Raw genomic sequence first — 14,107 nt, 5'->3', positions numbered from 1 at the left:
CCCGCTTCGCAGTGTGCCTGTACTGGCACCCTGGGTGGGATCGGCCGAACGGCGCACCACATTGAACCCGAACCATCGATTCCATCCTCGTCGACGCAGGATTCCAGGCCGAACAGCTCGTTGGCCTTCTTGCGGCCGAGTTCGCGCGCCTCGGCCGGCAACGCGGCGAGTTCGAGTACGGCCCGGCGCAGCGCGGCCGGATCACGCGGCGGCACCACCCGCCCGAATCCGGTCGCCTGCACCGGGAACCGGCCGCCGGGCAGGTCGGTGGTGACCGACGGGATGCCGGCCATCATCGCCTCGACCTGGACGATGCCGAACGACTCGGCGATCGACGGCAGCGCGAAGACGTCGATGGAGGCGTAGAAGTCGCGGATCCGGTCGCCCTGCAGCAGGCCGAGGAACCGGACCCGTGGATCGCCGGCCGCCTCGGCGCGCAGCAGCCCGATGTTGCTGCCGCCGGCGACGCCCTCGTAGTCGCCGCCGACCAGCAGCCGGGCGGCCGGGTCGTCGATCGTACGGAAGGCGCGGATCAGGTATTCGATCCCCTTCTCGTCGGCGATCCGGCCCAGGAAGCCGATGTGCGTTCCCGAGCCGTCCCGCAACGCCGGCCGGCCGCCGCCCCGGTCGGCGCAGGGTGCCGGGACGGCCAGCGTCGGCCGGCGGCGCAGCAGCGGCCACAGCCGCGAGCCGCGGGCCTGGTCGTCGCTGTTGACCACGACGAGGGCGGCCCGCCGGATCGCCGCGCCGGCCGAGGCGTCGGCGAGCCGCATGCCGATGTCGTTGACCGGCCCGGCCGGCAGGAACGCGTCGATGTGGTGGGTCGCCACCAGCGGGACCCGGCGGGTCAGCGCCGCGACGGCGACCGCCTCCGGCATCGGCAGGTGGACGTGCAGGACCGCGGACCGGGCGGCCAGCCGGGCCACCAGCGCGGGCAGGCCGGGGCTGAGCACACCCTTGCGGATCCGGGCGAGCACCGGTGCCCGGAACACGTGCACGCCGGCGATGACCTCGTACGGCGGCAGCGCCCGGTCGTGCCGGGAGCAGGCGACCGCGATCCGCAGGCCGCGCGCGGCGAGCCCTTCGGCGATCATCCGCGCGGTCTCGGTCAGGCCGCTGACGTACGGCGCGTAGTAGTCGAGCGCGACGGTCACGTCGAACCGGTCGTCCGGCCGCATCACGGGTTTCCTCTCAGGTCTCCGGACTGCGAGACGACGAAGTGCTGGGCGAGGTGGTCGGAGAAGCCCGGGTTGGGCGCGAAGCGGTAGCCGGCGACGTCGAGGTCGTCGGTGGTCAGCAGCCAGTCCAGCCGCCACAGCCGGGGCAGGCGGTAGCTCGCCGTCGGCCAGCTCGACGCCAGCACCGATCCCCCGGCCGGGTCGTGCCGATGCAGGCCCGGCCCGACGTCGACGAGGCTGCCGACCCACGGGGTGTTGAAGTCACCGGCGACCACGACCGGGTTCGGGTTGGCGGCGACGTCGGCGCGCAGCGCCGCCAGTTCGGCCTGCCGCAGGTGGTACTGGTCGCGGACGAAGTCGTAGAACTCGCGGCCCAGCGGGCTCAGCTCGCGCCGCAGCGGCACGAACAGGTGCACGTTGTAGATGGACAGCAACCCGTCACCGAACCGTACGTCGACCCGCTGGGCCTTGTTGCCCCGCCAGTACCAGTCGGTGCCCTCGCCGGGCACCGGCCGGGGGTGGGTGGCGACCACCGGCAGCCTCGAGATGGTGACCAGTTCGCCCTCGACGACGACCTCGTGTCCGGGGAAGGCGGCCCGGATCCGGGCCAGGTCGTCGGCCCGGACCGCGTCGTCCTCCCACCGCAGGTATTCCTGGAGCAGGTAGACGTCGGCCCGCTGCTCGCGCAGGTAGGCGAAGAAGGCGTCCGGGTCGTCGTCCATGGTCCAGATGTCGGTGTTCCAGGCCATCACCTTGACCGCGGGTGCCGGCGGGGTGGTCCCGGTCGGCCCGCCGCCCAGCACCCGCACGTGCAGACCGCCGAGCGACAGGCCGGCCACGACGAGGGCGGCCAGCAGCGGCGACAGCCACCGCCGGACCGGCCGGGCCAGCGGCGACACGGCGAGCAGCAGCAGGGGTACGACGACCAGCGCGACCGGCGGCGTCGACTCGACGATCAGCCACGGCCACCAGCGACCGGTGAGCAGGACGTGGGCGGCCAGGAAGAGGGTCCACAGTGCGGTGCCGGCGACCACCAGCCGGGTGCCGAGGCACCACCGCCGTCGTACCGGCGCGACGGCGTCCACCGCCTCGCCGGGCCTGCCGGCGAGGGTGGCGCTGTCAGCCGGGGCGGAATCCGGGCCGGCCCCGGTCGGGCCACCGGGCGGGGCCGGGTCCGCGAGGGTGTCCGGCTCCCCCGCCGTCAGCGCACCGGCCCGGTCGTCGTTCACAGTGCCTCCAGTCGCAGACCGGTGTAGAGGCGCACCGGCCGGCCGCCGACCCTCGGCACCGCGATCTCCCGGGCCGGCCGGAAGTGCCGGTCGAGGGCGGGCCGCAACCGCTGCCGACCGTCACCGTACAGGCTGGCATCGACGCGGGTCGTCATCCGCAGGGCCAGGTCCCACAACGGGCTGACGCCGGGCGTCACCATCACCAGGGTGCCGCCGGGGGCGAGCACCCGCCGGATCTCGCGGCAGGCGTCGTCGATGCGTGGCACGCACTCCAGCGTGCTCACCGCCACCACGCAGTCGAAGTGGCCGTCGTCGTACGGCAGGTCCTCGGCGCCGGCCTGGGCCAGGTTGGCGGCGACGCCGTACGCGGCGAGCCGGGTGGTGACCTCGCCGGCGTGCGGGTGGATGTCGACCCCGTGGATCTCGTCGCACCGGCGGGCGAGTTCGGGCAGGAAGACACCGCTGCCGTAGCCGATCTCCAGGATCCGCCGGTGGTGGGTGTCGCCGAGCAGGTCGAGGATCATCCGGAAGCGCAGTTGCTGGACCCGGCCGAGCAGCGGCCGGTAGTTCCAGTCCGGGTGGTCGACCGGACCGGTGAGCAGCAGCGCGGACCGGGGCAGCAGGTGCAGCGGGCGGGTCGCCATCACGCGGCCGTCCCGCCGGCCCGCAACCGCAGGCCGGTGTAGAGCCGCAGCACGCTGCCGCCGAACCGGGGCACCCGGACCTCGCGTTCCGGCCGGAAGTGCCGGTACAGGGCCGGCTGCAGCCGCTGCCGGCGGTCGCCGTACTGGCTGGCCCCCTGGCGGGTGGCGACGGCCAGCACCGGGCTCCACAGGGCGCTGGCCCCGGGCGTGACGACGATCAGCGACCCGCCGGGGGCGAGCACCCGGTCGATCTCGCGGCAGGCGGTGTCGATCGACTCGACGTACTCCAGGGTGCTGACCGCGACGACGCAGTCGAAGAACCCGTCGTCGTACGGCAGCGCCTCCGCGCTGCCCCGGGTCAGCGTGGTCGTGACGCCGTGCTGGGCGAGGCGTCCGGCCACCTCCCCGGTCAGCGGGTGCGCGTCGATGCCGTGCAGTTCCCGGCACCAGCGGGCGAGTTCCGGCTGGAACACGCCGCTGCCGTAGCCGATCTCCAGGATCCGGCCGAACCGGTCGCCGCCGAGCAGGTCGACGACCATCCGGAAGCGCAGCCGCTGGACCCGGCCGAGCACCGGCCGGTAGTTCCAGTCCGGGTGGTCGACCGGACCGGTCGGCTGCACCGCGGCGGCCGGCAGCAGCCGCGGGGTGTGCGGGGGGTGGCTCATCGGCCCTCCAGGAGTTGTCCGGCGAATTCGACCAGCACCGGGAACCGGGCCGCCACCAGGATGACGGCGAGCCCGCCCGCCCAGATCAGCGTGTTGACGACCATGGCGCGGTCGCGCAGCAGCAGGCGTACCGGATCGCCGCCGCCCTTGCCGACCACCACGACGTGCAGGTGCCGGGCGACCGCGAAGATCGCGCAGGGCAGCGAGACGAGCAGGGAGGCGTCGGTGTAGGGAGCGGCGAACCGGCCGTTCACCAGGTAGAGCAGGAACACGGTCACGGTCAGCGTGGCGTACAGGATGATCAGGTAGTCCAGGTACTGGGTGGTGTAGCCGGCCAGCGACGGCCGGTGGGCGGTGCCACCGACGGATATCTCGTGCCGTCGCTTGCCGGCGGCGAGCAGCAGGCAGAGGGTGAAGACGCAGGCGAGCAGCCAGACCGAGGCGCGGGCCGGCACCGCCAGATAGCCCTGGACGACCCGGAGCACGAAGCCCGCCGCGACGGCGAAGACGTCGAGCAGTGGCAGGTGCTTGAGCCAGCGGACGTAGGACAGGTTGAGCGCCAGGTAGCCGAACAGCGGCCACCAGGACATCGCCGGCCCGACCGCGAGCAGGACCGCGACCAGCACGATCAGGCCGAGCGCGTACGCCCGGGCCGGGCCGACGCCGATGCGTCCGGCGGCGATCGGCCGGTGCCGCTTCACCGGGTGCAGCCGGTCGCGGTGCCGGTCGGCGATGTCGTTCCACACGTACACGAACGCCGACAGCAGGGTGAACAGCACGACGGCGAGCCCCATCCGGGCGAGCGCGCCGAGGCCGAGGTGGGGCGCGTCGATCAGGGCCAGCGGGACGACCAGCAGGTTCTTCGGCCACTGGGCGGGGCGGGCCAGGGCGACGAGGTCGCGCAGCAGCCCGGTCCGCACACCGGTGGTCACGGCGGCGGTCGCGCCGACCGCCGCGGCCGGCACGTCGGGCACCGGCGGCACGGGTTGGCCGAGGTTCGTCGAATACACCGTGACCTCCTCCTGGACGCGGCTCGAAGCGGTGGTCAGAAGAAGACCTTGGCCAGCGACAGCACACCCTGCCGCCACGGTTCGCGGCTGGTGCGGCCGGCGGGCGCGGCCGTGCCGGTCCCGTCGGCGGTGTCGGCGGCGGCCCGGTCCCGCCACCACCGGTAGGTGGCCAGGATCGCGTCGCGGTTGGAGCGCCGGGACCGGAAGTCGAGCCGCTCGTGGGCCTTGCTGACGCTGACGTACGAGTCGGCGCGCAGCTTGTGCACCAGCCGTCCGTACACAGGGGACAGTCTGGCGCGGCGCAGCAGGTCGAGCACGGCGACCGCGGCGCCGGCCGGGACGGGGACGATCCGCCGGCCGTGCCCGGCCGCGTCGAGCACGGCCTGGAAGTCCTCGCGCAGCGTGCCGAAGTCGGCGGCGGCGATGTTGAAGGTGTCGTTGGCGACCTCGGCGGGCGCGGTCAGCGCGCGGGTCACCGCGTCGACCAGGTCCTCGATCGCGAGCATCTGGATGCGTACGTCGCCCCGGCCGATGACGGGGAAGTTGCGGCCCTCGTCGGCCCACTCGAACAGCATGGCGAACAGTCCGAGCCGGCCGGGTCCGAGGAACGTCTTCGGGCGCAGGATCGGCACACAGAGGCCGCCGGCCCGGAACTCCTCGGCGACCTCCTCGGCGCCCGCCTTCGCCCGGCTGTAGGCGTCGACCGGGGCCCGGGGGTGCTCCTCGGTGGTCGGTACGACGTCGGGCAGCCCGTACACGGCGGTGGAGGAGATGTGCACGACCCGTTCGAGCCCGGCCGCCACGGCGGCGCCGAGCACCGTACGGGTGCCGTCGACGATCACCGACCGGATCTCCGGCTCCGGATAGCTCGGCAGCGCGGCGGCGGTGTGGACGGCGACGTCGACCTCGGCCACCGCCCGGCCCACCGCCCCGGCGTCGCGGACATCGGCGACCGTGTAGCGGACCCCGGGCAGCGGTTCCGCCGGTTCGCGCAGGTCGAGGCTGTGTACGGCGTACCCGTCGGCGTGCAGCCGCTGGACCAGGTTCAGTCCGAGCATGCCGCAGCCGCCGGTCACCAGCACCCGGGTCACCACAGTGTCGACAACCTTTCGCGTACGAACCGGCTCAGCAGCCGGGGCAGCCCGATCGCCAGGGTGGCGTCGAAGCAGTCGAGGAAGTGCTTGACGTCGGCCTCGGTGGCGACCAGCGGCGGTCCGACCACCAGCGGGTTGCGGCCGTTGAGTGTGTAGTAGGCGTAGATGTCGTGGTCGCGGTAGAGGGTGTCGATGACCGCGCCGGTGATGACCTTGGTGGCGAACTGCGGGTCCTTGGCGAATCCCACCGGCAGCAGCCGGGTGACGAGGTCGAGCACCTTGACGTTGTTCTGGAGGAAGACGCCCCACAGCGCGCCGGCGCCCTGCACGTCGGCGATCAGGTCGGGATAGTCGGCCCGCAGCCGGCGCAGTCCGGGGGCGAGGATCGCCTCGATCTCGCGGGCCCGGCCCGGGAAGTCCTCCTCCACGGCGACGTTGATCGCCTCGATGGCGGTCGCGGTCTCCTCGCCGAAGCCGTAGTAGGTGGTGCTGGTGCTCTGCAGCAGGGCGTCGTTGAGGTTCTCGTACGCCTTGTGGAAGATCGGGTCGCGGGCCACGTACGCCGAGATCGACGACTTGCCGCCGCCGAACGACTTCGAGGTGGTCAGCACGTCCGGCAGCAGGCCGGGATAGCGCATGAAGTAGAACAGCGTGCCGGTCTTGCCCCAGCCGGTGTAGATCTCGTCGAAGATGAGCACGATGTTGCGCTCGGTGCACAGCTCACGCAGCCCGCGCAGGAACTCCTCGCTGCACGAGCGCATCGTGGAGGCGCTGAAGGGCTCGACCAGGATCGCGTACACGTCGCACCGGCCGGCGGCGTCGCGGGCGGCGTCCACTTCGGCGCGCAGGGCGGCCAGGTCGCCGTACGGGTAGCTGACCACGCCCGGGATGCCGGGGAACCGGAACGTGTTGCGGGCGGCGGTGAGGCTGCCCGAACCGAGCAGCTTGCCGTGGAAGCTGATGTCGGAGTGCAGCACGGTGTTGCGCCGCCCGCCGTGGTACTTGTACGCGAGCTTCACCGCGCCCTCGACCGCCTCGGCGCCGGAGTTGGGCAGGAACGACTTGTTGAGGTCGCCGGGCAGCACGGCCGCCAGGTTGTGGCCGAGCACCGCCAGATACGGCGAGAAGATCGTCTTGTGCACCTCCATCCGGCGTTCCTGCTGGAAACGCTGGCGGGCGGCGATGATGCGCGGGTGGTTGTGGCCGTGGTTGAGCACGCCCACTCCCCCGGTGAAGTCGAGGATCCGCCGGCCGTCCCGGGTGTAGATGTAGCTGCCCTCGGCATGGTCGATCAGCTCGCGCCCGAAACCGAACGACGTCATCAGATTGACCTGGCTCGAATTGATGTATTTGCGGTACATGTCCTGCACCTGATCGACGGAGAGCCGATCAGCGGAGTCGAGCCCAATCAGGGGCGAGCTCTGTTCACTAGCCATCGACCCTCCACAAAGCGGGTTCCGAATAGCGCGGCATTCGCATCCTAGGTACGCCCGACCGGCCCGCCCAGGTAGCAGTTACCGGCCTACGACCGTCGTACGACCACCGAGCACGAGGCGCGTACGACCTCGACCGAGACAATTCGGCGCGGGGGTTGACATTGTCGACCGTCAACCCCTCAATCAATGGGGCACCGTCGCCACACCCGTCGCGCCCGCATCGTGACCGAGGAGCCACCGTGCCGGTACTGCACCAGGTAACGGTCGTCTGCCACCAGTTCCCGCCGTGGCGGATGGGTGGGCTGGCCGAATACGCCGAACGCTGCCTGCACCACCTGCACCGGCGGCGCGGCGACCTGCGGCTGCGGCTCTACACCATGAACCACCCCGGCGACCAGCCGCGACACGGCGTCAGCGGCGGGGTGCCGGTGGTCCGACCCCGGATGCCGCGCTGGCTGGGCCGGCGGCTCTTCGACCCGCACCGGGCGCTGTCCGCCCGCGGGCAGGGCCTGTTCGCCATCGCCCTGATCGCCTTCAACCTCGGGGTGTTCCTCGGGCTGTGCCGGGGCCGCCGGCGCGGTTCGGTGATCGCGGTCCACGACTGGCAGAGCACCCCCGCCGGCATCCTCGCCGCGACCCTGCTGCGGCTGCCGGTCGTCTACCACGTGCACAACACCGAACAGACGATGGCACCGCAGCCCGACGTCGCCGACCCGCTGCGGATCATCGGAACCTGCCAGCGGCTGATGGCCGCCCTCGCCGCCCTCGTCGTGGTGCCGACCCCGGAGATGGGCGACCTGCTGGTCCGGCACGGATTCGCGGCTCACAAGATCCGGGTGGTGCCGCACGGCTACGAGGACCCGCCCGGCACCGACCGGGACGCGCCGGCCGACCGGGCGGCGACCCGGGCCGAGCTGCTGGCCGAGGCGGGATTTCCGGCCGACTCGCTGGTCCTCGTCTTCGCCGGCCGGCTCAGCCCGGTCAAGGGCGTACACACCCTGCTGCGGGCACTGCCCGACATCGCCCGCTGGCACCCGGCGGCCCGCCTGTTCCTGCTCGGCACCGGCCTGCCCGGCACCGACCAGGACGCCGTCGTGGACCGGCTGGTCGCCCAGCTCGGCATCGCCGACCGGACCCGGGTCTACCACCGCCACCTGTCCCGCGAGCAGGTCCGCCGGCACTACCTGGCCGCCGACCTGTGCCTGTTCCCGTCCACGTACGAGCCGTTCGGGCTGGTCTCGGTCGAGGCGATGGCGCTGGGCACGCCGGTGCTGCTCGGGTCCGGGTTCTCCGCCACGATCGGCACCGACGGTGTACGCCCCACCGCGCTGCGCCTGACCGCCGACCGCCCCGAGGAACTGGCCCGGCTCGCCGGCAACCTGCTCGCCGACGCGGAGTACGCAGCCGAACTCGGCGCGCGGGGCCGCCGGCACGTCGAGCGCTCGTTCGGCTGGTCGGCGTCGGTGGACGCGACGGTCGCCGTCTACGAGGAGGCGGTCACCGCCCGCCGGGCCGGCCGGCCGGTGCCCGCACCGGGGAAGGCGGACCGGCCGGCGGTCGCCGACCCGGCCGGGGAGCACCGGTGACCCGACGCCTCGCCCGGCTCCGGCCGCTGCTCACCGCCGTCCTCGTGGCCGCGATCCTGGCCGGGGTCTGGTGGACCGTACGCGGACAGGACTGGTCGGTCGCCCGCCCGCTGGTGACCGGGCACGCGGTGCCGTACCTGCTCGCCGCCGCCGGGTGCAACATCGTGGCGCTGCTGTGCGCGATGCGTTCGTGGGCGAGCACCCTGGCCGACCTGGGGCACCGGCTGCCCGGCCGGGCCGCCGCCCGGATCTACTTCGTCGGGGTGCTGGCCAAGTACGTACCCGGGCGGGTCTGGGTGGTGGTCACCCAGGCCCGGCTGGCCGCGGACGCCGGGGTGCCCGGCACCGCGACGGTGGCCGCCTTCCTGCTCAACGTCGTCGTCATGCTGCTCACCGGTCTGGTCGTCGGCGCCCTGGCCGGGCCGGCGGTGCTCGGCGACCGGGGCTGGTGGCTACTCGCCCCGGCCGCCCTCGTCGTCGCCCTGCTGGCCTGGCCGGGCGTCGTGGGCCGGCTCGCCGCGGTCGGCGCCCGGCTGGTCCGCCGGGACCTGCCGGCGGTCGGCACCGGCACCGCCACCCGGGCCGCCGTCGGCTGGCAACTGGCCTGCTGGCTGGTCTCCGGCCTGCACCTGTGGCTGCTGGTGGTGGCGCTCGGCGCGCCGCCGGGTCCGGCGCTGGTCGCCGGCGTCGGCGGGTTCGCCCTGGCCACCGTGCTCAGCACGCTGGTCGTGGTGGTGCCCGACGGCGCGGTGGTCCGCGAGGTGCTCATCGCGGTCGCACTGGTCGGTCTGCTGCCCACGGCCGGGGCGGGCGCGGCGGCGATCGCCAGCCGGGCGGTCTGCCTGCTCACCGAACTCGCCGTCGCCGGCGCGGTCCTGCTCGGCGCCCGGCTCGCCCGGCGGCGGCACCCCGACCGGTCACCGGCGCCGCTGCCGGTTGCGCCGGCCCCGGCCACCGGGCCCCCTCCGGGGCGGTGACCCGGGGCCGGACTCAGCCGGCGGGCCGGGTCAGCTCGGCGGCGAGCAGGTCGTTGATCTGCGCCGGATGGTCGTTGAGGAAGAAGTGGCCGCCGGTGAAGACCTTCACGTCGCAGTCCGCGGTGGTGTGCCCGGCCCAGTCGTGCGCCTCGTCGAGGCTGACCCGGGGGTCCCGGTCGCCGGTCAGCACCGTGACCGGACAGCTCAGGCGCGCCCCGCCGGCGTGCCGGTACGTCTCCACCGCCCGGTAGTCGGCGCGCAGCGCGGGCAGCACGATGCTCAGCACCACCGGGTCGGTCAGCAGCGATTCCTCGGTGCCGCTGAGCCGCTGCACCTCGGCGACGAGTTCGTCGTCGGTGCCGAGGTGGATCGACTCGTCACGGACCCGCGACGGCGCCCGCCGGCCGGACGCGAAGAGCCGGCGCAGGACCACCCCCTGCCGTTCGAGCCGGACCGCGACCTCGAAGGCGATCACGGCGCCCATGCTGTGCCCGAGGAACACCAGCGGCCGGTCGAGGGTGCGCGACAGCACGGCGACGATCGCGTCGGCGAGGTCCCCGATACTGTCCAGGCACGGTTCGCCGAGGCGGTCCTGCCGGCCCGGATACTGCAACGACAGCACCTCGGCCACCGGCGACAGGGCCTTGGACGTCTGGTGGAACGCGACCGCCGAGCCGCCGGCGTGCGGGAAACAGACCAGCCGGGGTCCCCACGCCGGCCCCGGGTGGAACCGTCGAATCCAGAGCTTCGTGTCCATCGATGGTGCCGTCATCCGCCCGTACTGTCCCTTCGTACCCACGCATCCGCCGCGGCGATTATCCCCGGCCGGTGCCGGGGCCGCCCGGCACGTCCCGTGGTCGTACGGCCCGCACCCGCTGGATGCCGGCGGAAGGGTCGGGCGGGACGGATCGGAACGGCGTCGGACCGGGTCGATAGCATCCGACCGGTACAGCGGGGAGGAAACAAATGCACCACATCGGTCCCTACCGGCTGCTCGGCGCGCTGGCGACCTGCCCGGTCGGCACCGTCTGGGCCGCCTCGGACTCGGCTGGCCGCCGGGTGACACTGGCCGTGCTCGACCCGGCGGTGGCCGGCGACCCACGCTGGCGGGCGGCCTTCGCCGCGACCGCCAACACCCTGTCCCAGGCGGACGACCTGCCGGTGGTCGGCGCCAACCATGTCGCGGCCACGCCCTGGGTCGCCTGCGCGGCCGAGGCCGGCCAGGGCGCGGGAAACATCTTCACCGCCCTGGGGCAGCAACTCGTCGCCGCCCCACCGCCCGATCCGGGTCCGGCCGACCAGCCGACCGTGTCGCTGGCCGGACAGCTTCCCGCGCGACCGGAGCCGCCGGAAAGCGGCCCGGAGCCGCCGACCGTCGCACTGGGCCCGCCGGACGCGACCACCACCCAGCCGACCGGACCGGCCGCCCCGGTGAGCGGCCAGCCGGCCCAGGCGTCGGCTCCACCCGCTCCCGTGTCCGGCGGTCCCGTCTCCGGGGGTCCCGCGCTGGGAGGTCCGGTCTCCGGGGGTCCCGTTTCGGGCGGTCCCGTCTCCGGAGGGCCCGTGGCGGGCGGGCCGGTCTCCGGGGGTCCGGCGTCGCCGGCCGCCGAGCCGCCGAGCTGGCCGCCGGCCGCCGCTCCCCCGGCGCAGGCCGCACCGGGCGGGCCTTTCCCGCCGCGCCCGACCGGCCCGCCTCCGCAGCCGCTCGCCGGCCCGTTCCCGCCGCCGGCGGCGCTCCCCGGGCCGCCGCCCGTGGCCGGACCGCCCCCGCCGGCGCCGGCCGGGTACCCGGCGCCGTACCCGCCGCTCTTCCCACCCGCACCGGCCCGGCCGCGCCGGGGGCGCGGCATCCTGGTCACCGTTCTCGTCGCGGTGCTCGCGCTGGCGCTGGGCGCGACCGGCGGCGCCGCCGCCATGTCGGCCCTCGGCGGCGACGCCGCACCCGCGCCCGGCGCCAGTCCGACGCCGTCGGTCGACATCGCACTGCCCGGCACGGCGCCGGCCGCGCCCGGCGTCGAGCCGCCGGTCGGCGGCGGCTGGCCGGCGGACTCGCCGAAGTTCGGTCCCGCCGACCGCACGCAGCAGGTCACCGACCTGCCCGGGCTCGGGTTCTCGTTCCGGATGCCGGACACCTGGCGATGCGACCCCGTGGCGTCGACCTCGGGTTTCGCGCACTACTCCTGCGGCACCCCGGCCGGACAGGGGCCGAAGGTCGGCGGCGACCTGATCGTGCGGCACTGCCCGGCCCCCTGCGACGAGGGGCGGCGGACCGAGCTGCGTACGGCCGAGGAGGCGTTCGGCCTCCAGTGGATCCGAAGTGGACCGTTCACGACCTGGGCGCAGACCGACCGGGTCGACGACGCACCGCAGTACGGCATGGTCTACCTGAGCTACTGGCGCAGCGTCCCTGAAGGGGTGCTGGACCGGCAACTGGTGCTGCGGATGACCGCCCCGCCGGAGCGGGCCGACGAACTGCGGAAGCTGACCGGTTCGATCCGGGATGTAACGTTCACGATCTGACCGGCTCTGCCGCGGCCGTACGGCGGTCCGCGGTGGGCCGGGCGACCCAGACCGACCGTCTCTCACCGAACGAGCGGGGCCATGGCACGCACACTGACCGTCTCTGCCCAACAGCCGGGAGCCTTCCCGTCGATCGCCGACGCGCTGGAGGTGGCCGAGGACGGTGCCGTCATCTCGATCGAGCCCGGCGTCTACGCCGAGTCGCTGCGGTTATCGGGCCGGCGGCTGACGCTGACGGCTCGCGAGCCGGGCACGGTGACCGTCGACGCCACCGGCCACGGCGCCCCCGGGGTGAGCTGCACCGGCGGTGAGGTGACCCTGAGCGGGCTGGTGGTCGCCGCCGGCGACTACCCCGCCGTGCACGCGGCCCGCTGCGAGCTGCGGATCGACGGCTGCGAGCTGCGGGCCGGCTACGCGGCCGGCGCCAGCGTCACCGACGGTTCGCGGCTGCGGGCCACCGGGCTGAAGGTCACCAAGGGCCAGTACGGCATCGTCGTCGACGACTCCGGCGGCATCCTGGACCAGTGCGAGGTACGGGGGGTCAGCGACGACGGCATCATCGTGCGGCTCGGCGCCGACCCGACCATCCGTAACAGCACGGTCGCCGACTGCGGCTACCGGGGCGTGTACGTCTACCAGGCCGCCCGGCCGGTGCTCGAACGGTGCGACATCTCCGGCACCGGCGACGCCGGCATCTCGGTGGCGTTGCAGAGCGCGCCGACGATCGCCGAGTGCTGGGTGCACGACACCCGCGGGGTCGGGATCGCGTTCGGCCGTGGCTGCACGGGGCTGGTCGACGGCTGCCGGATCGAGCAGACCGCCGCGCCCGCGATCCGGCTCGACGAGGGGGCGGCCCCGGTGGTCCGCGAACCGGCCGAGCCGGGCGGTGCCGCCCCGGTGGCCGGGGCCAAGGTCGGCGACGGCGCGGTCCGGCAGGACGCCGAGAAGATGGACACGCTGCTCGCCGAACTCGACTCGATGATCGGCCTGCCCGGGGTGAAGGCCGAGGTGCGGGCGCTCATCGACGAGTTGCAGGTCAACGAGTGGCGGCGGGACGCCGGGCTGGCGGTGGGCGCGGCCAGCCACCACCTGATCTTCACCGGGGCCCCGGGCACCGGCAAGACGACGGTGGCCCGCGTCTACGGCCAGTTGCTCAAGGCGCTCGGTGTGCTGCCGAACGGGCAGTTCCGCGAGGTGTCCCGGCGGGACCTGGTCGGGCAGTACATCGGCCACACGGCGGAGAAGACGACGTCGGTGTTCGAGGAGGCGCTCGGCGGGGTGCTGTTCATCGACGAGGCGTACACCCTGTCGCGGGCCGGTGGCGCGAACGCCGACTTCGGTCAGGAGGCGATCGACACGCTGGTGAAGCTGATGGAGGACCATCGCGACCGGGTGGCCGTCATCGTGGCCGGCTACACCCACGAGATGAGTGACTTCCTGGACGCGAACTCCGGCCTGGCGTCCCGGTTCGCCAAGACGCTGGAGTTCGAGAACTACACCGCCGACCAGCTCGTCATGATCGTCGACCGGATCGCGCGCAACGACGACTACCTGCTCGCCGACGGCCTGGACGACGGGCTGCTGGAATGGTTCGGGCAGGTCGAGCGGGACCGCAACTTCGGTAACGCCCGCGAGGCGCGCAAGCTGCTCGAGGGCATGCGCAAGGCGCAGTCCGGCCGGCTGCGGGCGCTGGGCCGCCGACCCACCCGCGACGACCTGCGCACCCTCACCCTGGACGACCTGCTCGCCGCGACGAGTTGATCACATT

The 14,107-nt window shown here is 73.8% G+C and carries 12 protein-coding genes; 4 read left to right on the top strand and 8 right to left on the bottom strand.

Annotated features, from left to right (window positions below):
* The 7 genes from AB0I42_RS34905 to AB0I42_RS34875 form a co-directional block, all read right to left on the bottom strand.
* The coding region (locus AB0I42_RS34905) for a glycosyltransferase family 4 protein (RefSeq protein ID WP_357544040.1) at positions 1-1,178 on the bottom strand (1,178 nt) is incomplete at its 3' end.
* Positions 1,178-2,407 carry an endonuclease/exonuclease/phosphatase family protein gene (locus AB0I42_RS34900; RefSeq protein ID WP_357544039.1) on the bottom strand — a complete coding sequence of 410 codons (1,230 nt, stop codon included), beginning with the start codon at positions 2,405-2,407 and terminating at the stop codon, positions 1,178-1,180. The genes AB0I42_RS34900 and AB0I42_RS34905, both read right to left, overlap by 1 nt.
* A complete protein-coding gene (locus AB0I42_RS34895) occupies positions 2,404-3,051 on the bottom strand; it encodes a class I SAM-dependent methyltransferase (protein WP_357544042.1) in 648 nt (215 codons plus the stop codon). The genes AB0I42_RS34900 and AB0I42_RS34895 overlap by 4 nt, the downstream gene beginning before the upstream one ends.
* Positions 3,051-3,716: a class I SAM-dependent methyltransferase gene (locus tag AB0I42_RS34890; protein WP_357544038.1), complete on the bottom strand. Its 666-nt coding sequence runs from the start codon at positions 3,714-3,716 to the stop codon at positions 3,051-3,053. The genes AB0I42_RS34895 and AB0I42_RS34890 overlap by 1 nt, the downstream gene beginning before the upstream one ends.
* On the bottom strand, positions 3,713-4,726 hold the full coding sequence (locus tag AB0I42_RS34885; protein WP_357544037.1) for a UbiA prenyltransferase family protein: 1,014 nt from the start codon (positions 4,724-4,726) through the stop codon (positions 3,713-3,715). The genes AB0I42_RS34890 and AB0I42_RS34885 overlap by 4 nt, the downstream gene beginning before the upstream one ends.
* Before the next feature lie 35 nt (positions 4,727-4,761).
* Positions 4,762-5,820, bottom strand: a complete 1,059-nt coding sequence (locus tag AB0I42_RS34880; protein ID WP_357544036.1) for an NAD-dependent epimerase/dehydratase family protein — start codon at positions 5,818-5,820, stop codon at positions 4,762-4,764.
* Complete coding sequence (locus AB0I42_RS34875) at positions 5,814-7,142, bottom strand: aminotransferase class III-fold pyridoxal phosphate-dependent enzyme (RefSeq protein ID WP_357544041.1); 1,329 nt, start codon at positions 7,140-7,142, stop codon at positions 5,814-5,816. Before AB0I42_RS34875 ends, AB0I42_RS34880 begins: the two co-directional genes overlap by 7 nt.
* 353 nt (positions 7,143-7,495) lie before the next feature.
* Between AB0I42_RS34875 and AB0I42_RS34870 the strand changes: the two genes are divergently transcribed.
* The gene (locus AB0I42_RS34870) at positions 7,496-8,842 is read left to right on the top strand and encodes a glycosyltransferase family 4 protein (RefSeq protein ID WP_357544035.1); all 1,347 of its coding nucleotides are present in this window, start codon (positions 7,496-7,498) and stop codon (positions 8,840-8,842) included.
* Entirely contained in the window at positions 8,839-9,819 is a 981-nt protein-coding gene (locus AB0I42_RS34865; protein WP_357544034.1) for a lysylphosphatidylglycerol synthase domain-containing protein, read from the top strand. Before AB0I42_RS34870 ends, AB0I42_RS34865 begins: the two co-directional genes overlap by 4 nt.
* A 13-nt stretch (positions 9,820-9,832) precedes the next feature.
* Here AB0I42_RS34865 and AB0I42_RS34860 read toward each other — a convergent pair whose 3' ends face one another.
* Positions 9,833-10,591, bottom strand: coding sequence for an alpha/beta fold hydrolase (locus tag AB0I42_RS34860; protein WP_357544033.1), 759 nt, complete (start codon positions 10,589-10,591; stop codon positions 9,833-9,835).
* 194 nt (positions 10,592-10,785) lie between these two features.
* Between AB0I42_RS34860 and AB0I42_RS34855 the strand changes: the two genes are divergently transcribed.
* Positions 10,786-12,339, top strand: a complete 1,554-nt coding sequence (locus AB0I42_RS34855) for a hypothetical protein (protein WP_357544032.1) — start codon at positions 10,786-10,788, stop codon at positions 12,337-12,339.
* Positions 12,340-12,420: 81 nt separating this feature from the next.
* Entirely contained in the window at positions 12,421-14,100 is a 1,680-nt protein-coding gene (locus tag AB0I42_RS34850) for a right-handed parallel beta-helix repeat-containing protein (protein ID WP_357544031.1), read from the top strand.
* Positions 14,101-14,107: the final 7 nt, after the last annotated feature.

It is taken from the genome of Polymorphospora sp. NPDC050346, from assembly GCF_040655695.1.
GTDB lineage: Bacteria > Actinomycetota > Actinomycetes > Mycobacteriales > Micromonosporaceae > Polymorphospora > Polymorphospora lycopeni.
Note: the sequence above shows the minus strand (reverse complement) of the source record. Positions and strands in the feature narration are given on the sequence as shown.